The organism is Streptomyces sp. NBC_00370, assembly GCF_036084755.1.
Taxonomy (GTDB): Bacteria; Actinomycetota; Actinomycetes; order Streptomycetales; family Streptomycetaceae; genus Streptomyces.
The window spans coordinates 7,043,669-7,062,773 of sequence record NZ_CP107968.1 but is presented as its reverse complement, the minus strand read 5'-3'; the positions used below and the strand labels follow the sequence as shown (position 1 = coordinate 7,062,773).

At 71.2% G+C, this 19,105-nt stretch carries 14 protein-coding genes and 1 tRNA gene; 10 read left to right on the top strand and 5 right to left on the bottom strand.

Annotation, left to right across the window (positions count from 1 at the left end; all coding sequences use genetic code 11):
- Positions 1–6: 6 nt before the first annotated feature.
- The gene (locus tag OHS57_RS31425; protein ID WP_328584094.1) at positions 7–879 is read right to left on the bottom strand and encodes an ABC transporter permease; all 873 of its coding nucleotides are present in this window, start codon (positions 877–879) and stop codon (positions 7–9) included.
- The gene (locus OHS57_RS31420) at positions 869–1,684 is read right to left on the bottom strand and encodes an ABC transporter ATP-binding protein (protein ID WP_328584093.1); all 816 of its coding nucleotides are present in this window, start codon (positions 1,682–1,684) and stop codon (positions 869–871) included. Before OHS57_RS31420 ends, OHS57_RS31425 begins: the two co-directional genes overlap by 11 nt.
- Positions 1,685–1,934: 250 nt before the next feature.
- On the opposite strand from OHS57_RS31420, the gene OHS57_RS31415 reads away from it, so the two are divergent.
- From OHS57_RS31415 to pgm, 7 genes are all read left to right on the top strand, one after another.
- A complete protein-coding gene (locus OHS57_RS31415; RefSeq protein WP_328584092.1) occupies positions 1,935–3,560 on the top strand; it encodes a sensor histidine kinase in 1,626 nt (541 codons plus the stop codon).
- On the top strand, positions 3,557–4,249 hold the full coding sequence (locus OHS57_RS31410) for a response regulator (RefSeq protein WP_328584091.1): 693 nt from the start codon (positions 3,557–3,559) through the stop codon (positions 4,247–4,249). The genes OHS57_RS31415 and OHS57_RS31410 overlap by 4 nt, the downstream gene beginning before the upstream one ends.
- Positions 4,250–4,339: 90 nt before the next feature.
- Positions 4,340–5,125 (top strand): SAM-dependent methyltransferase, encoded by a 786-nt coding sequence (locus tag OHS57_RS31405; RefSeq protein ID WP_328584090.1) that lies wholly within the window; start codon positions 4,340–4,342, stop codon positions 5,123–5,125.
- 207 nt (positions 5,126–5,332) lie between these two features.
- On the top strand, positions 5,333–6,115 hold the full coding sequence (locus OHS57_RS31400) for an SGNH/GDSL hydrolase family protein (RefSeq protein ID WP_328584089.1): 783 nt from the start codon (positions 5,333–5,335) through the stop codon (positions 6,113–6,115).
- A gap of 127 nt (positions 6,116–6,242) precedes the next feature.
- Positions 6,243–6,314, top strand: a tRNA-His gene (locus OHS57_RS31395).
- A 2-nt stretch (positions 6,315–6,316) separates the two neighbouring features.
- A complete protein-coding gene (locus OHS57_RS31390; protein ID WP_328584088.1) occupies positions 6,317–8,584 on the top strand; it encodes a hypothetical protein in 2,268 nt (755 codons plus the stop codon).
- A gap of 119 nt (positions 8,585–8,703) precedes the next feature.
- Positions 8,704–10,344: a phosphoglucomutase (alpha-D-glucose-1,6-bisphosphate-dependent) gene (gene pgm, locus OHS57_RS31385; protein ID WP_041992880.1), complete on the top strand. Its 1,641-nt coding sequence runs from the start codon at positions 8,704–8,706 to the stop codon at positions 10,342–10,344.
- A 65-nt stretch (positions 10,345–10,409) separates the two neighbouring features.
- Here the strand turns inward: pgm and OHS57_RS31380 are convergent, their stop codons facing one another.
- Positions 10,410–12,467, bottom strand: coding sequence for a glycosyl hydrolase family 28-related protein (locus OHS57_RS31380; RefSeq protein ID WP_328584087.1), 2,058 nt, complete (start codon positions 12,465–12,467; stop codon positions 10,410–10,412).
- A 222-nt stretch (positions 12,468–12,689) separates the two neighbouring features.
- Complete coding sequence (locus OHS57_RS31375) at positions 12,690–14,981, bottom strand: FUSC family protein (protein WP_328584086.1); 2,292 nt, start codon at positions 14,979–14,981, stop codon at positions 12,690–12,692.
- Positions 14,982–15,119: 138 nt separating this feature from the next.
- On the opposite strand from OHS57_RS31375, the gene OHS57_RS31370 reads away from it, so the two are divergent.
- Positions 15,120–15,539 (top strand): TOBE domain-containing protein, encoded by a 420-nt coding sequence (locus tag OHS57_RS31370; RefSeq protein ID WP_328584085.1) that lies wholly within the window; start codon positions 15,120–15,122, stop codon positions 15,537–15,539.
- 82 nt (positions 15,540–15,621) lie between these two features.
- On the opposite strand, the gene OHS57_RS31365 is transcribed toward OHS57_RS31370, so the two are convergent.
- Positions 15,622–17,037 (bottom strand): hypothetical protein, encoded by a 1,416-nt coding sequence (locus OHS57_RS31365; protein WP_328584084.1) that lies wholly within the window; start codon positions 17,035–17,037, stop codon positions 15,622–15,624.
- Between the two features lie 243 nt (positions 17,038–17,280).
- Between OHS57_RS31365 and OHS57_RS31360 the strand changes: the two genes are divergently transcribed.
- Entirely contained in the window at positions 17,281–18,582 is a 1,302-nt protein-coding gene (locus tag OHS57_RS31360) for a molybdopterin-dependent oxidoreductase (protein WP_328584083.1), read from the top strand.
- Complete coding sequence (locus OHS57_RS31355; RefSeq protein ID WP_328584082.1) at positions 18,570–19,097, top strand: hypothetical protein; 528 nt, start codon at positions 18,570–18,572, stop codon at positions 19,095–19,097. Before OHS57_RS31360 ends, OHS57_RS31355 begins: the two co-directional genes overlap by 13 nt.
- Positions 19,098–19,105: the final 8 nt, after the last annotated feature.

Sequence of the window (19,105 nt, the reverse complement as noted above, 5' to 3'; positions counted from 1 at the left end):
GAGGGGTCAGCGTTCGGCGCCGGCTTCGACCGGCTTCCAGCGGAAGAGGCGCTTCTCCAGGAAGGTCAGCAGGCCTTCGGCGAGCAGCGCGACGATCGCGAGGATCACCATGGCGGCGTACACACCGGCCGCGTTGAAGGTGCCCTGGGAGGCGGAGACCAGCAGGCCGAGGCCCTTGGTCGCGCCGATGTACTCCCCGACGATGGCGCCGATGAGGGCGAAGCCGAAGCTGACGTGGAGGCTGGTGAAGATCCACGAGGTGGCCGAGGGGATGACCACCTGGAGGGTGACCTGGCGGTTGCTCGCGCCGAGGATGCGGGAGTTGGCGACGAGGTTGCGGTCGACCTCCCTGGCGCCCTGGAAGGCGTTGAAGAAGACCGGGAAGAAGACGAGGACGACCGCCGACGCGACCTTCGACGCGGGGCCGAGGCCGAACCAGATCAGGAAGATCGGCGCGAGCACGATGCGCGGCAACGCGTTGAGCACCTTGATGTACGGGCCCATCACATCGGCGAGGAAGCGGACCCGGCCGAGCGCGATGCCGAGCAGCACACCGGCGATCACACCGATGACCCAGCCGAGCAGCGCCTCGTAGAGCGTGTACCAGATCTGCTCCCACAGCGATCCCTGGGCGGTACCGTCGGTGGCCCAGGTGCTCATCTGCTGCCAGATCTTCGACGGCATCGAGAAGTTGAACGGGTCGATGACGGCGGTCCTGGCGAACCACTCCCACAGGCCGAGTACGGCGACGAGGAGCAGCACCCGGCTGCCCAGCACCAGATAGGAGCGGCGGCGGGCCGCCTGCGCCCTGGCTCGGGCGCGTTCGTTCTTCGGCGCCCGTTCGGCCGGCTGCGCGAGGGTGGTGGTCTCAGGCGACATCGGCGGCGCCCCTTTCCCTGGTGATGCGTACCTCTTCGCCGAGCGAGGACCAGATCTCCCGGTAGATCTCCAGGAACCTGGGCTCCATCCGGACCTGTTCGACCTTGCGCGGGCGCGGCAGGTCGATCTCGAAGACCTCCTTGACGGTCGCGGGGCCCGCCGTCATGATCACGACCTTGTCGGCGAGCGCGATGGACTCCTCCAGGTCGTGGGTGACGAAGACGACGGAGGCGCCGGTGCCGGCCCACAGCTCCAGCAGTTCGTCCGACATCAGGGCGCGGGTCTGCACGTCGAGGGCCGAGAACGGCTCGTCCATCAGCAGGATCTCGGGGTCGTTGACGAAGGTCGCGGCGAGTGCGACGCGTTTGCGCTGGCCGCCGGAGAGCTGGTGGGGGTAGCGGTCCTCGAAGGTGCTGAGCCCGACCCGGTCGAGCCAGGCGCGGGCCCGTTCCTTCGCCTCCGCCTTGGGCACGCCGCGGAAGCGCGGTCCCGCCATCACGTTGGACAGGACGGTGCGCCAGGGGAAGACGGCGTCCTGCTGGAAGACGAAGCCGACCTTGTCGCCGATGCCGGTGACGGGCTCGCCGCCGACCAGCACTTCGCCCTCCGTGGGCTCGTCGAGGCCGCTGACCAGGGTCAGGGTCGTCGACTTGCCGCATCCGGTGGGGCCGACGACGGCGACGAACTCACCGCGGCCGACCGTCAGGTCCAGATCCCGTACGGCGGTGTGGAGCGCACCTGACGGGGTCCGGAACGCTTTGCTCGCCCCCCGCAGCTCGATGGCGGGGCTCGTTTGGCTGTTCATGGGCCGGGACGCTAGGTGTGGTCCCCGCCACAGCGGCAGCCTTGTGGTCACAACTCCGGTTTCTGCTCACAAGCCGCTGTTCTGCTCGTTGCGCTCCTGTTCTGCTCGTTCTGCTCGCGTTGTCACAACGAAACCGCTACGAGGGGTGGGCAGTGGGGCCGTGGGCGCTTACGGTGCGTTCGCGACGTAGTTAACCGGATGAATCTGTTCCGCAAAGGCGCGGAAGACCGGCGGAAGGCGGGAGAGCCGTATGCGCATCCGTTGGCCCCGTCGGGTCTTCGCCCAGGTGCTCCTGGTGCAGCTGGCCATCACCACCGGTGTGATCATGCTCGCCATCGGTCTGTTCTTCGCCCCGCTCTCCTCCCAGCTGGACGACCAGTCGATGCGCCAGGCGCTGTCCATCGCCCAGACCACGGCGGCCGAGCCGGGTCTCGCCCGGCTGCTGACCACCACACCGCCCAGTGCGAGCGGACCGGTCCAGGCGGAGGCCGACCGGATCAGACGGGCCACCGGGGCCCTCTACATCGTGGTGATGGACAACCGCGGTGTCCGCTGGTCGCACACCGAGACCGGGCGGATCGGCGAGCATGTGTCGACCGACCCGGGCGGCGCCCTGGCGGGCGACGAGGTGATGGGCATCGACCGCGGCACCCTCGGCCGCTCGGCCCGTGGCAAGGTGCCGCTGCGCGACGACCACGGAAAGATCGTGGGCGCCGTGTCGGTCGGCATCGCCTACGACAGTGTGCGCGACCGGCTGATGAGCGCCGTGCGGGGTCTGCTGCTGTACGCGGGCGCCGCGCTCGCGGTCGGCGCGCTCGCCGCCTACGGGGTGTCGCGCCGGCTCCAACGGCGCACCCACGGGCTGGCCTTCGCCGACATCTCCGCGCTGCTGGACGAGCGTGAGGCGATGCTGCACGGGATCAGGGAGGGGGTGGTCGCCCTCGACCGGCACGGCAGGATCCGGCTGGTCAACGACGAGGCGCAGCGGCTGCTCGGGCTCGGTCCTGACGCCGCGGGGCGCGGTGTGGACGAGGTGCTGCTGCCGGGCCGTACCACCGACGTACTGGCGGGCCGGGTCGACGGGGCCGATCTGCTGACGGTGAGCGGCGGGCGCGTCCTGGTGGCCAACCGGATGCCGACCGGCGACGGGGGCGCGGTGGCAACCCTGCGGGACCGTACCGAACTTGAGCAGCTGGGCCGCGAGCTGGACAGTACGCACGGGCTCCTCGACGCGCTGCGGGCGCAGGACCACGAGCACGCGAACCGGCTGCACACCCTGCTGGGCCTGCTGGAGCTGGGGATGCACGACGAGGCGGCCGAGTTCGTCGCCGAGGTCGCCGAGGCGCACCGCTCGTCGGCCGAGCAGTTCTCGGAGCGGGTCCACGACCCGCTGCTGGCGGCGCTGTTGGTGGGCAAGGCCGCCATCGCCGCCGAGCGCGGGGTCTCGCTGCGGATCTCCGCCGCCACGCTCCTGCCCGACGAGGTGGTCGACCCGCGCGATGTGGTGACGGTGCTGGGCAATCTCGTCGACAACGCGCTGGACGCGGCGACCTCCGTCGAGGTGGAGCTGCGGGCCGAGGGCACCACGGTGGTGCTGCGGGTCAGCGACAACGGGCCCGGCGTGCCGCCCGCGATGCGGGAGCAGATCTTCACCGAGGGCTGGTCGACCAAACAGTCCCCCGCCCACCGCGGCCGCGGTCTGGGGCTGGCGCTGGTGCGCAGGCTCGCCGAGCGGTACGGCGGGATGGCCCGGGTCACCGCGCGGGCCGGCGGCGGCGCGGTGTTCACCGTCGTACTGCCGGAGGCGCTGGCAGCGCCGCTCACCGCATCAGCCGCCGGCCTGGGGGCCGGCGCCGGCTCAGGAGTGTCACGATGATCGACGTACTGGTCGTGGACGACGACTTCCGGGTGGCGGAGATCAACGCCGCCTATGTGGCGAAGATCCCCGGCTTCCGGGTCGCGGCCCGCGCGCACACGGCGGCCCAGGCGCTGGCGACGCTGGAGCGCCACCACATCGATCTCGTCCTGCTCGACCACTATCTGCCCGACGAGACGGGGCTGACGGTGGTGCGCAGGATGCGCCAGCTCGGCCATCACGCGGATGTGATCATGGTGACGGCGGCGCGCGACGTCGCGACCGTACAGGCGGCGATGCGCTACGGGGCCGTGCAGTACCTGGTCAAGCCGTTCAGCTTCGGCGGTCTGCGGGCGAAGCTCGACGGCTACGCGGCGCTGCGCCGCACCCTGGAGGCGGTGGGGGGCCGCGGTGAGGCCGGGCAGGAACAGGTCGACCGGATCTTCGGGGCGCTGAGACCCGCCGACGCGTCACCCGCCGGGCTGCCCAAGGGGCATTCGGCGCCGACCAGTGAACTCGTCCGCAAGGTGCTGGCCGAGGCGGCGGCGCCGCTCTCCGCCCACGAGGTCGCCGAGCGGGCCGGCATCAGCCGCTCCACGGCGCAGCGCTATCTGAAGTACCTGGAGCAGGCGGGACGGATCCGCCTCACCCTCAAGTACGGGGACACGGGCCGGCCCGAGCACCGCTACGCGTGGGCGGCCGCGCACTGAGCGCACGGCCCAACGGACCTGCGGGCGAGCCGTGTTGAGGCCGTCGTCGGCTGTGGCAGACTGCCGTGACGCCGACCGATCGGAGCCGCCATGACCACCGGTACGCCCAAGCCCCAGGTCGACACGAGCAGGCCGCACCCGGCCCGTGTCTACGACTACCTGCTGGGCGGCAAGGACAACTACCAGGTCGACAGGGTCGTGGGCGAGCAGCTTCCCGAACTCGGCAAGGACAGTGCCCGGCAGAACCGCGCGTTCATGCACCGGGCCGTGGGCTGGCTCGCCGCCAACGGCGTCGACCAGTTCCTGGACATCGGTACCGGCATCCCGACCGAGCCCAATCTCCATCAGGTGGTGCAGCGGACGGTCCCGCGGGCCCGGGTCGTCTACACGGACAACGACCCGATCGTGCTGCGGCACGCGGAGGCGCTGCTCGTCGGTACGGCCGAGGGCGCGACCGACTACATCGAGGCCGATGTGCGCGACCCGGCGAAGATCCTCGACCACGCCCGCAAACTGCTGGACTTCGACCGGCCGATCGCGCTGTCCCTGATCGCGCTGATGCACTTCATCCCCGACGAGGACGACCCGTACGGCCTGGCAGGGACGCTGCTCGAAGCGCTGCCCTCCGGCAGCTGTCTCGCCCTCTCGCACGGGACGTTCGACTTCAGCCCGGAGCTGAAGGAGAGCATCACGGGGACGTACGGCAAGGGCGGCATCGCGCTGCGGTTCCGCACCCGCGACGAGGTGGCGCGGTTCTTCGACGGCCTCGACCTCGTCGAGCCGGGGCTGGTGACCGCCCACCGCTGGTACCGCGACACCCCGGAGCCGCCGGTCAGTGTGGACACCGTCTACGGCGGGGTGGCCAGGGTCCGTTGAGGTCGCGCGGGGCCTGATCGCAGACCGTGATCGCGGGCCCTGGTCGCGGGGGCCCCGATTGCCACCGTTCGTGCGCCATTGGACGGTCGTTTTACGGCCGACCCTGTCCCTTCCATTTCGCCGGATGTCGTCCGGTGGTAACTAATGCGGGGCCGCCAGTCCCCCCACTCCCCCCACCCGATGGCGGCCCGACGGAAGGGAACTGCCTTGCGCAGAACCGGATCTCGCCGTGTCACGTCCCTGTTCAGCGCCCTGGTGCTCGCCATGACCCTCGCGATCGTGGCACTGACCCAGGGCACGGCCACCGCCGCCGACTCCAACGGCGGCGTCAGAATCATGCCGCTCGGTGACTCGATAACCGACGGCTACACCCCCCTGCCCGGCGGCTACCGCATCGGCCTGTGGAACCGGCTGGCCGCCGGCGGCTACCAGGTCGACTTCGTCGGCTCACTCGCCAACGGCCCCGCCCAGCTGGGCGATCACGACCACGAGGGCCACTCGGGCTGGCGCATCGACCAGCTCGACGCGAACATCGTGAACTGGCTGAGCGCGAGCGACCCGCGCACGATCATGCTGCAGATCGGCACCAACGACATCAACCAGAACTACGACGTGGCGGGCGCCCCCGCACGGCTGTCGACGCTCATCGACCACATCCTCACCCAGAAGCCGCAGGTGCAGCTGTTCGTCGCCAAGATCACGCCGGAGAGCGGCGCGGCCCAGGAGGCGATGGTCCAGACGTACAACAACGCGCTGGCCGGCGTCGTCGCGACCAAGGGACCGCAGGTCCATGTCGTCGACCTGCACAGCGCGCTGACGACGGCCGACCTGGCCGACGGCGTCCATCCCAACCCGGGCGGCTACGAGAAGATGGCGGCCGTCTGGTACGACGCGCTGCGCTCGGTCCCGTCGAGTCTGACCCCGCTCAACTCGGCGGCGGACAAGGGCCTGGTGAGCAAGCGAGCGCCGGAACTCGCGCTGCACGGCTGACATCTGGCGCCTGGCACCTGGCACCTGGCACCTGGCAGCACGGTCCGGCGGGGAGGCGCCGCGCCCCGCCGGACCGCACCAAATCCGTTGCGCGCGCGCCACGCCCGAACCTAGTGTTGATCGTCATCGGCGTGTAGCTCAGCAGGAGAGCACCGGGCTGTGGTCCCGGAGGGCGCGGGGGCGGAACCCGCCACGCCGGATATGAACGAGCAGCAGGAACCGCAGCCCACACCTGTCATCCACGGCGGATGGCCGACAGCCCAACTGGCCGGCGCCTTCACCACGGCGCTGACCGACGGCGACCCGGAAACCCGCCGGCGCGCCGAGCGGCGCGTCGAGCGCTGGCGCGCCGTGCTGAGCGGCATGGCCGACGGCACACTGACCGTCGGCTCCCGCACCCCGGTCGCCGGTCTGCCCGCCTGGGTCACCCCCGAGGTCGTACGGGGCGGCTTCGCCACCGGCGCCGCCGTCGCGGGCGGCCCGCTGCTCCCGTACGAGACCGAAGCGGCCCGGCGGGCCGGTGTCCCCGCCGACCGTGGAGCGCTGTTCACCCACCACCTCTCCGACCGGGGCCTGGCGGAGCTGACCGCGCTGCTCGACAGCGGCCGGTACGCGGTGGGTGTGCCGGAGGAGGCGGCGCTGCTCACCGTCGCCTGGCTGGTGCGGCACGGCGAAGTGGCCGAGGCACTGCGGCTGTTGGACGTCCTGGAACCCTTCGCCGGCCGGCTGCGCTTCACCCCCCGGCCCGCCGACGAGCCGGTCGACGTGGACGGGACGACGGCGTACCGCACCACGGTCGGGCAGGCCACGGCCACCCTCGCGCGGCGCACGCCCAACCGCGCCGTCGAGACGATGAACGAGGCGCTGACGGTGTGGAATCCGCTGGCGGACGAGTTCCTGGCGCTGTGGCTGCGGACCGCCGTCGCCGGCGAGGTGCTGGCGCACACCCCCGACGACGAGTGGCGCAGGCACGCGGAGGGCCTGCTCCAGCGCTACCGCGTGCTGGCCGCGACACACACCCTGTGCCGTAAGCACCTGCGGCCCAAGGAGAATCCGGCGATCCTGCGTGACGCGCTGGAGCGGACGGTCGCGGGCCAGGAGCTGGACCCGCGCCGACTCGGCCTGCTGCGCGCCGCCGTGACGAAGATGGTGGCCCGGCGCGGAGCGCCCGGTTCGGCGCACCACGGCGAACTGCGCGCCCGGCAGTCGGCCGACGCCGCGCTGCCCACCCATCACGCCCTGGCCCAGCTCGTCGTGCGCCGGATGTCCGGGCTTCCGCAGGACACCGGGACACCGCGGGCCGACCTGCTCGTCGGGCCGGTCGGCGACGAGGAGCAGGAGCTGACGGGAATCCCGGCCGGCACGGCGATCCCGGCCGCCCTCGCCCGTACCGTCACCTCGACGCTCAGCGCGCCCGTCGGCACGCTCATCGAGCGGGGCGTCGTGCCCTCCGCCGAGGTGCTGGCCGAGCTGGTGCCCCATCTGGTCGCCGCCGCGACGTCGCTCGCCTATCCGGACCCGGCGCTGCGCCGGCTGATGGCGGCGACGTACCGCGCCTTCCGCGACCGGCGTTCGCTGCTGCTGGTCGACCTGGCGCACCAGGTGCGGATCGAGGAGCTGCCCTGGGTACGGGCCGTAGCTGAGCAGCGCCGGGGCACGGGCCGGGCCGCGGACTCGGCCCGTACGGCGCTGGTGGAGCTGGCCGAGCTGACGCTGCAGGGCTTCCCGGCGACGATCCTGCCCAATCCGCTGATCAGTGAGTTCTCCGCGCTGGCCCGTGGTGCCGGGATGACCGAGCCGTTCGTGGAGGAGCTGGCCGCGGACATCTTCATGGGGACCTTCTCGCCGAAGTTCCTCGCGGCGGCGTGCGTCGCGGGCGAACTGCTCGCCGGCTCGGTCTACGAGCGCTACTACGGCATCGACTACCGGCGCCTCGCGGCGGACGACGTGCCCGGGTTCGCGAAGCTGTGTCACGAACGCGCGCGGATCCGTACGGGCCGGTCGGTCGCCGCCGACGGGATGGTGATCGAGCAGGCGCAGATCCTCACCACGCACAATCTGGCCACCCTCGCGGGTCCCGTCGGCGCTGTGCCCAGCCCCGGCTGGGACGATCTCGCGCGCCGGTCCTTCCGCTCCGTGATCCGGCTGGTCGCCCTGGCACATCAGCAGGCGCGGCCACTGGCGACGATCAAGGACGCGGCGTACGCCTGGCGGCAGACGGTGTTCCAGCTGTCGCAGTGCACGAGTGAGGGGCAGGCGGCGCTCGTCGACCACATCCTGGCGGAGACGGCGCAGCAGCCCGGACAGGTCCGGACGTCGCTCGACCCCGTCGCGCACGGGCTGTGGCTGGTGGTGATGGAGGGGGTCGCCTTCGGCCCTGACGGCACGGCGGACGGCGGCCGGGCCCGGCAGTTCCTGGGCTGGAGCGAGGAGCGGCACTGGATGCGGAGGGGGCCGCTCACGTACTGATCACGCGCGAACGCGGATGTCCGCCTCTTCTCCGGGCATGCCTGGCAGTGGGACACCGTCGTCCCGGGGAAGATGAGCGGACGAGCTGATCGCACGACACGTTGTGGAGGAGTGGGCAGATGCCGCATGAGCGAGCGGGCAGGCCGGCCGAGCCGGGGGATCTCACCGATATCGCACGGCTGGTGACCGCGTACTACGCGCTGCACCCCGATCTGGACGACCCGGGGCAGCGGGTGGCGTTCGGCACGTCGGGCCACCGCGGGTCGTCGCTGAACACCGCGTTCAACGAGGACCACATCGCCGCCACCAGCCAGGCGATCTGTGAGTACCGGGCCGGCCAGGGCACCGACGGGCCGCTCTTCCTCGGCGCCGACACCCACGCACTGTCCGAGCCGGCCAAGGTCACGGCCGTCGAGGTGTTCGCGGCGAACGAGGTGACGGTGCTGATCGACGCCGCCGACGGGTACACCCCCACCCCCGCGGTGTCGCTCGCGATCCTCACCCACAACCGGGGCCGTACGTCGGGGTTCGCTGACGGTGTGGTGGTGACGCCGTCGCACAACCCGCCGGGCGACGGCGGGTTCAAGTACAACCCGCCGAGCGGCGGCCCCGCCGGGTCGGAGGCGACCGGCTGGATCCAGGACCGGGCCAACGAGATCATCGCGGGCGGTCTGAAGGACGTACGGCGGGTGCCGTACACCAGGGCCCTGGCTGCGCCCACCACCGGGCGCCACGACTTCCTCGGCGCCTATGTGGCCGATCTGCCGAACGTGCTGGACCTGGAGGCGGTACGCGCCGCCGGCATCCGGATCGGCGCCGACCCGCTGGGCGGCGCGTCCGTCGGGTACTGGGGACGGATCGCCGAGGAGCACCGGCTCGATCTGACGGTGGTCAATCCGCTGGCCGATCCGACCTGGCGGTTCATGACGCTGGACTGGGACGGCAAGATCCGGATGGACTGCTCGTCGCCGTACGCGATGGCCTCGCTGATCGACAAGCGCGACCAGTACCAGATCGCCACCGGCAACGACGCGGACGCCGACCGGCACGGCATCGTCACGCCGGACGGCGGGCTGATGAACCCCAACCACTATCTGGCCACCGCCATCGGCTATCTCTACGCGCACCGCGAGCAGTGGCCGGCCGGCGCCGGGATCGGCAAGACGCTGGTGTCGTCGGGGATGATCGACCGGGTCGCGGGCGATCTGGGCCGGCGGCTGGTCGAGGTGCCCGTCGGCTTCAAGTGGTTCGTGGACGGACTGGTGGACGGCTCGCTCGGCTTCGGGGGCGAGGAGTCGGCGGGGGCGTCGTTCCTGCGCAGGGACGGGTCGGTGTGGACCACCGACAAGGACGGCATCATCCTGGCGCTGCTCGCTTCGGAGATCCTGGCCGTCACCGGCAAGACGCCGTCCGAGCACTACGCGGAGCTGACCGGCCGGTTCGGCGAGCCCGCGTACGCCAGGATCGACGCGCCCGCCACCCGCGAGGAGAAGGCCGTCCTGGCCAAGCTCTCGCCCGAGCAGGTCACGGCCGACACCCTCGCGGGCGAGCCGGTCACGGCTGTGCTGACGGAGGCGCCGGGCAACGGCGCGGCGATCGGCGGGATCAAGGTGACGACGGACAGCGCGTGGTTCGCCGCCCGCCCCTCGGGCACCGAGGACGTCTACAAGGTCTACGCCGAGTCCTTCCAGGGCCCGGACCATCTGGCCAGGGTCCAGGAGGAGGCGAAGGCGGTCGTCGCTGCGGCGCTCGGCGGCTGACGTACGGGACGGCACGAAGGCCGGCCGGCTGCCCGTGATCGTACGGGCAGCCGGCCGGCCTGTTGTCACCAGGCGGTGGGCGCCGGTGGCGCGACGACCGGCGGGCGGTCGTCGCAGGTGATGGTGTTCGGCAGTTCCCACGCGGCGAACCAGGGGCCTGTGGTGCCGCCCCCGTCGTTGCCGCCGAGGTCGGTGAGCCCGAACTCCGAGCCCGCCGGCGTGAAGTGGAACGATCCGCAGTTGTTGACGCCGACGGCGCCGACGTTGCGGGCGTCCACGTTCTCGAAGGACGCGCCGCCCGCGACCCGGGCGCTGACCACGGAGGTGCCGGTGCCGTCGACCTTGATGTCCTTGAAGTGGACGTTGGTGATCGAGTACAGGTCCTTCACCGGGAAGTCGCTGACCAGCATGATCGCGTTGTAGGTGCTGTCGAGGAAGTGGTCACCGACGACCTGGATGTCGGCGTCGATGTTCTTCTCCAGCGCGTAGAACCAGATGGCGCCGAGCCCGATGTTCCAGTTCAGCTCGAACGTGCCTGCCCGCACCGTGGTGTTGTCCGTGATCCACAGGTGGCCGGTGAACGCCTCGGCGCCGAACCGGGAGCCGACCTGGATCGCGCTGCCCTCCCGGATCGGGTCGGCGATCAGGTTGCCGGAGACGGTGTTGTCGGTGCCGCCGTAGATCGCGATGCCGTTGGCGAGCACCGGAGTCTGGACGGTGTTGTGGCTGAACGTGTTGCGCGCGTTCGCCGTCTTCTCCGACCACATCGCGAGGCCGTCGTCGCCGGAGTTACGGACGAAGTTGTCGGACACCACCGAATCGGTCACGCCGGTGTGGAAGTTGAGGCCGTCGGCGATCTGGTCGGTGATCACGTTGTTGGTGATCTTCAGATTCTTCATCGGGCCGTCGAACCACATGCCGACCTTGGTGTGGTGGATGTAGAGCCCGTCGATCGTCGAGTCGCTCAGCGCGCCGCCGATGCCGTTCACCTGGTCGGTGTCGATGCGCTCGCGTACGTCGCCCTCGACGGCGAAGCCGGACAGGTGGACATTCTTGCTGCCGCCCGCCGCCGCGTCCTTGCCGTAGAAACCGACCCCGGTGTGGGTCGAGCCGTCGGGGGCCGGGGTGGCGAGGGTGACCTGGCGGCCCTTGATGACGGTGTACCAGCTGCCCGCGCCCTCGATCGTCACATCGTCCACGACGATGTGCCGGTTCACCTGGTAGACGCCCGGCGGGATGTAGACCTTGAGGTGGCTGCGCCTGGCGAAGGCGACGGCCTTGTCGATCGCGTCGGCCGAGTCGCGCCTGCCGAGCGGATCGGCGCCGAACGCGAGCACGTTGGCCGCGAGGAGCCGCACGTGCGGGGCTCCGACGAGCTGTGAGTCGAGCAGGTCGACGACGGTCGAGGACGCCCTGCTCCCGGCGGGCACGGCGAGCCGCACCTTGTCCCCGGCGCGGTAGGTCTTGCCGAGCAGCAGACGCTGCTCGTCGTAGAAGTGGTTCGGCCGGAACGGCTTCTCGACCGTCGGGGTGGGTGTCGTCTCGGCGGGCACGCAGGCGCACTCGGTGATCCACTGATCGGGGTGCAGCAGCCCGGCGTTGGGGTCGTTGGAGAACGAGTACTGGTTGTACAGCCACGCGTACTGCGAGGTGAGCGTCATGGTGGACTTGTTCTTGCCGTTCACCGTGACATCGAGCGGCGCCGTGATGCCGCCGCCGTTCGGAGCGTCCGGGATGCTGTAGCGCACGGTGATCGCGTTGGCCGTGCTCGGCAGCGTGAACTCGACGTACTGACCGGGCGTCAGCTTGACCGCCTTACGCCCGGACGCCTCGGCGGGCAGGGTGTAGGCGGTGCGGCCGGGTCCGACGAGCGAGCCGTTCGTCACCGCGTTCTCCGCCTCCTGCTCGGCGAAGGGCACATCGGCGCCGCGCCCCGCGACGAGCGAGGGATCGAGCGCCGCGCGGGTCACCACCGGCCCGGCGGCGGCGCTGCCCGCGACGGCGGAACCGCCGGACAGCACCCCGAGACCGAGGGTGGCCGTGGTCAGCGCGGCGGCCACCGCCACCGCTCTTCGCAGCGGTCTGCCGGGCCGCTCGGCGGCTCTTCTGATGCTCCGTGACATCGGATGCTCTCGTTTCTGTCGGAACGGTGAACGACTGCGACACTCGCGGCGAAACGGGCGCCGGAGGGTGAGGTGACATTAGGACCCCCCACCTCGTTCCACAAGGTTCCGAACAGATATTTTCGTCGCCCTGGCGTATTGCTGCGACGGCCCATCAATTTCTTGCGGAAACTGCCTGCTTCGATGGCAAACTTTCCGCAACTGGGGGTCCCGGCACCGGAGTCAGGCGGCGGTCTTGCGCTCTTCGCGTCCGGCCACCGGCACGTCGAGGGTGCGGGCGACGGCGACCACGCCTTCGTCGAGGCGTTGCAGGTGGCGTAGCACCCGGTAGGTGACGGTGCCCGAGCGCAGGGCGGGAGCGGCGCCGTCCTCCAGCATCGCGGCGATGCTGGGCCCGGACTCGACCTTGCCGACGGCGGCCTCGTCGTCGTCGTCCCGTACGTACGCGATCGTCACGTCGATGTTGTGCGCGATACGGCGGCCGGCCCGCTCCAGCCGCGGGTCGGCGGCGACGCTCTTGCTGTACGGCACCAGCTCGGCGGTGGCCGCCAGCGAACGGGCGTGGTACGCGCAGGTCTCCAGCAGCGCCACCAGATAGCGCGCCGTCTGCCGGCGCACCCGCAGCGGGGTGATCGGATGTGTCAACGGCTGGGTGGAGCGGCGCAGATCGTCCAGCGCGGTGTCCAACTCGCGCGCCAGGTCCAGCAGATCGACCGCGGGGCCGCCGCTGAGCTGCGCCACGGCCGCGGCGGCGACGTCCCGCAACCGGCCCAGCACCTCGCGCAGTTGCTCGTCGGTGCGCAGGTCGGTGCGGACCGGGAGCACCAGTACGGCGGCGATGATCCCGCAGGCGGCGCCGAGCGCCGTCTCCTCGATCCGCAGCACGAGCACGGAGAGGCTGTAGGTGTTGAGGAGGGTGTAGAGCAGCCCGAGCATCGCCGTGACGAAGAAGGACATCAGCGCGTACGACAGCGGCGCGGTGAAGAACATCCCGAAGATGAAGAGCAGCACCAGGAAGAACGCCAGCCAGGTGTTGTTGCCGACGAGACCCGCGAGTCCGACACCCGCGACCACACCGAAGACGGTGCCGAGCACCCTGCGGTAGCCCTTGACCAGGATCTCACCGGTGGACGCGGTGTTGAGGAAGACCACCCAGCAGGTCAGCACCGCCCAGTACCAGCGCTGGCTGGACAGGAACTCACCGCCCACGATGGCCAGCATGGAGCCGACCGAGACCTGGAAAGCGGCCCGGGTGGTGCGCCGTTGCAGCCCGGTGCGCTGCTCCTCGGTCTCCTCGGGTTCCACGATCGCCAGGTCCTCCGCCTCGAACTCCTCGCGTGAGCGGACGGTCTCGGGCGAGTCGTCGGACTCGTCCTGCGGGCCGTCGAGGGCGAGGCGCAGTCCGAGTACGGCGCGCGCCGCCTCGCCCAGCGCGCGGAAGACGTCCTGCACGGCGGCCGGGGCCTGCGGCAGGTTCTCGCTCTCGCGGTAGCCGAGCAGCCGGTTGCGCACATGGACCAGGGCGGTGCCCCGGTCGGCCGGGGCCAGTCTGCTGACCAGCAGGTGCAGCGCGTTGAGGTCCCTGCGCAGCAGGACGGTGGCCTCGTCGTCCTGCGTGTGGTCGTCCTTGTCCCTGCCGATCCGCGCCCAGGGGGCCTGGAGCGGCAGAGGCGCGTGCGGCAGGTGCATGGTGAGGGTGTCGGCGCCGTTGGTGCTGCGGGAGTTGAGCAGCAGCATGCCGAGCCGTTCGGCGGCGATCTCGGCGTCGGCGACGCGGCGCTGCACCAGTGCGGCGGTCGTGGCGTCGCGGGTCCCGTCGTCGAGCCTGCCCTGGATCATCAGGGCCGCGTCGTGCAGCCGGGCGGTGCGCCGCCGCAGCTCGTCGAGGACCTTGTCCAGCTGGTCGGGTGCGGCGTCCAGCAGTTCGACCTGGGTCGCGGTCAGCTGGGCGAGCCGCGCCCGGAACGCCTGGCGCAGCCGGCGCAGGGTGCGTTCGGGGGTCTCGGGCACGACGGCGAACCGGACGATCGCGCTGCACACGAAGGCGATGAGCAGCGTCAGGGCGAGCTGGGCCAGGCTGCCGACGGTGGCCTGCACGAACAGCGAGACGAAGTAGATCTGGAAGCCGATCAGACCGAGCGCGGTGCCCCGGTCGCCGAACCGCCGGGAGTAGACGGCGCCGAAGATCAGCAGGATGAAGAACGCGTCCCCCGCGACGACCCGGGTGTTGAGCAGCGCGCCCAGGGACATCGCGGCGACGGCGACGGGCAGGGCGCAGGCGAGGGTGACGGCCTGGCCCCTGACCGTCTTCTCCCGGATGGCGAAGGTGGAGACCATGGCGGCCATGGCGCCGGCCACCAGATGCGGGACCGGGGTGTGCATCAGCGCGAGGATCAGCAGCGTGAGTGCGATCGCGCCGACCGTGCGCAGCCCGGCCATCAGCCGCAGGAGTCCGGGGTCCGATGCCACGAAGCGGTCCCAGGTGCCGGTCCTCTTCCGCCGTTTCGCTGCCATCGCGCTGCCGTACGCTCCTCACTCCTGCCATGATCCGGACAGCCCCAGCATGGCACGGGTGGTTACGGCGCTTCCGGCCCACCGGGTGAAATACTGACATTCCCCCCACCCGCTTCTCCGACTGCGAGGCGCCACCCGATGAATCTGAGCATCCGTAACCAGCTCGCCGGCACCGTCAGCTCCGTCACCCCCGGCGAGGTCATGGCGGCCGTCAAGATCCGGCTGACCGGCGGACAGGAGATCACGGCGGCGATCACGCTGGAGGCGGTATGGGAGTTGGGCATCGCCGCGGGCACGGCCGTCAACGCCCTGGTCAAGTCGACGGAGGTGGCACTGGCGACCGGGGTGGTGGAGGGCGTCAGCATCCGCAACCAGCTGCCCGGCACGGTCACCGGCATCAAGGCGGGCGACGCCATGGCCAGTGTGAAGATCACCGTGCCCGGCGGCGAACTCACCTCGGCCGTCACGGAGGAGGCCGTGACCGATCTGGGGCTCGTCACCGGATCGACGGTGGTGGCGCTCATCAAGTCCACCGAGGTCTCGCTGGCGACCGTCTGAGCCGGGGCCGGTCCGAGCCGGGGCCGGTCCGAGCCGGGGCCGGTCCGAGCCGCCGGTTCCCCGCCGGCGCCGCCGGGATGTCCTACTGGGCGTAGAGGAAACGCTGTCCGTCGTCGGTCTGCCGCACGACGACGATGCTGCCGTGCATGTGCCCGCCCTTGAGGGTCAGCCGGTTGTCCTCAAGGGTGAAGTTCCCGTTGTCCGGGTCGAGCGGCAGGGCGTAGTAGTCCTTGTCCTTCACCCGCGTCTCGGCGACGGTCACCTTGTCGAGGCGTACGGCGCCGCTGCCCGGGTTGAAGGTCGCGCCCGCCCCGGTGGTGATGGTCACGGGGAGTTGCCTGGTCGTATAGAAGCCCGTGCCGCTCATGGTGCCGGTCACCGAATCGGCGGGGAGCAGCAGCACCAGCTTCTTCTTGTCCTGGAGCCCGGCCACGAACGGCTCGATGACCGGGGCGAGTTGCCGGTTGGTCCGGGCGACGGACCGGGTGATGCCGTCGGTCACGTCCTTGGGGGCCTCCTGCGGGCCGGCCGGGGTGACGCCGCGCAGCAGTTCGGCCAGCGGTGTGGTCGCCTTCGTGGTGAGGGTCTTCTTCACGTCGCGGCCCGCCGCGTCGGCGTTGAGCAGGGCCGCCGTGCCGATGGCGTACGGCTCGACCCCCTTGGCCGCGACCTTCATCGGCTTGAGTGTCCGGGTGAGCCGGGCCCGTATCTGCGCGGGGTCGTCAGGATCCCGGACGGCCGCCATGGCGAGCGCCGACTGCTGGACGTACTCGGCCGTGCCCTCCAGCAGGTCGACGGACGCCTGGCCCTTGGCCTCCGCCGGGAAGCCGTCCGTCCACCGCTGGTTCCAGTACGCGGCCCGCGCCAGATGCGCGGCCCGCCGGGCCGGGTCCCGCAGCCCCAGCAGCAGGCTGTTGTAGACCATCGCCCGGTCGACACGGGGATCGGCGCGCAGGGGGTACTCCTCGGCCCTGCCCGCGCCGCCGGACGCGTTGTCCAGCTGGATCAGCGAGTGCCAGGGCGCCGCGCTGTCGTACTGGACGTCGGGGTGGAACTGCTCGTGGGTCGCGAGCCCGAACGTGTAGCCGGCCGCGTCGGGGCTGGTCATGCCGAGGGGGTCCTTCGCCGGCGCTGCGGCGCCCGCGCCCTCCGGCGGCCGTACCACGATCGATTTCCTGCCCTTCCAGGTGATCGCCTCGAAGCCGCCGGGCCGGGGGACGCCGATGTTGTGCTTCTTCAGCTCGTCCAGGGAGATCGAGCCGCCCGAGCGGGCGTCCAGCAGATAGGCGCACCGCCCGTCCGTCACGATCACACTGTGCTTGCTGAAATCCGCACCCGGCCAGATGCGGCCCAGCCGCGGCCACACGATCGCGACGTCCCTGCGCACCGACGACGAGAGCTGCCAGGTCGATCCGCCGGCCGAGGGCCTGGCGGCGGCCGAGGCCACGTCGACGACCGGCCTCGGCAGCGCGTTCGTACACGCCGAGAGCCCCAGCACCCCGACGAGGACGCCGCCGACACTGCCGCATATAACAGCTCCTGACCTGCGGGGCATGGATAACCAGCTCCTCGGGGTGCGGGGCGGACGGCGTAAGCCCACCGTCCCCTCGCGCGGCGCCCGCCGCCGCTCCGCGCCGACCATTCGGGTGACGTCCGGCGCCGTCCCCGCCTGGCGGACGTCAGCGTTTCGTCACGAGTCGCAGCGGCTCCGCGGGGGGTCGCCGACCCTACGGTCTCAGTCATGAACGTCCGCTCCCGCCTCCCGTCCCCCGGTTCCGTCCGGCCCGACACCTTCTGGCGCAGCCCGCTGCGCGGCCCATGGCTGACGTCCGTTTTCGGCGCCGTGCTGCTCGTGGGCATCCCCGTGCTGTTCCTGACCGGGCTCGTGTCGTACGCGGCGTACAACCCCGATCTGTCGGCCGTCAACGACAAGACGCCGGACAAGGGGCTGCTCGGGTTCTACCTCTTCAGCTGGCCGACCGACCCGTACTGGCTGTACCGCGTCACCCAGGGCGTGCATGTGACGCTCGGGATCGTGCTGGTGCCGGTGCTGCTCGCCAAGCTCTGGTCGGTCGTGCCGAAGCTGTTCACCCTGCCGCCGGTACGCTCCGTCGGGCACGCGCTTGACCGGCTCTCCCTGCTGCTGCTCGTCGGCGGCGGGCTGTTCGAGTTCGTCACCGGTGTGCTCAACATCCAGCTGGACTATCTCTTCCCCGGCTCGTTCTACCCGCTGCACTTCTACGGCGCCTGGGTGTTCTTCGGCGCGGTCGTCGCGCATGTGGTGATCCGGCTGCCCCGTACCGTACGGGCGCTGCGCAGCCGCGACTTCCGGGCCGAGCTGCGCACCCCGGTGGCCAGGACCAGGCCCGAGCCGGCCGACGACAGCGGTCTGGTGGCCCCCGACCCCGCACCGCCGACCATGTCGCGGCGCGGCGCGCTCGGGCTGGTGGGGCTCGGCTCCGTGGTGCTGTTCGTGGTGACGGCCGGGCAGTCCATCGGCGGGAGCCTGCGCGGGACGGCGCTGCTCGCACCGCACGGCCGGCAGCCGGGCAGCGGCCCGAACGGGTTCCCCGTCAACAAGACGGCGGCCCTCGCGCACATCAGGGAACGGGACGTGGGCCCCGACTGGCGGCTGGTCGTACGGGGCGGCGGCCGGCGGGTCTCGCTCACACTGGCGCAGGTGCGGGAGCTGCCGCAGCACCGCTCGTCGCTGCCCATCGCGTGTGTCGAGGGCTGGTCGACGGAGAACCAGCACTGGGAGGGGGTCAGGCTCGTCGATCTCGCGGGACTGGTGGGGCTCGGCGACGACCCGCCCGGGGTGTTCGTCGAGTCGGTGCAACTGCACGGTTCCTTCCGTGCCGTGGCCCTGCGCGACAACCAAGTACGCGACACGCGCTCGCTGCTGGCGCTGCGGGTCAACGGCGCCGCGCTCTCCGCCGACCACGGCAGTCCGGCGCGGATCATCGTGCCGGGCGCTCCCGGTGTGATGAACACCAAGTGGGTCAGGCAGTTGAGCTTCGGGGAGACGACATGGCCGGTGTGACACGACGCGACAGCTCGTCCGCCGGGCGCTTCCGGCGGCTGTACGGCGAGTCGCCGCTGCATCTGCTCATCCTGCTGGCCTCGTTCGCGCTGTGCGGTTACGCGGCGGTCCGGCTGCTGGCCGACCGATGGCTCGCCGTCGCGATCTGGTTCGTGGCCTGCGCCGTCCTGCACGATCTGGTGCTGGTGCCGCTGTACGGCGTCCTCGACCGGCTCGGCCGGCGCCCCTTCGCGCAACGTGGTGGTGTCCACCGCGACGGTGTCAACTACGTGCGTGTGCCGGGCTTTCTGTCCCTGCTGCTGTTGCTGGTGTACTGGCCGTTGGTGCTGCGGAACTCGGCCGGCTACACCCCCGCGACCGGCCTGTCGGCCGACGTGTACCTCGGCCGCTGGCTGCTCGTCACCGCCGCGCTGTTCGTGCTGTCGGCGCTGTGGTTCGTCGGACGGGGACTGTTCGGAGGCGGTCCGGTCGAACGGGCGTCCCACCGGCCGCCGGACGATCTTACGGACCGGTGACGCTCCGG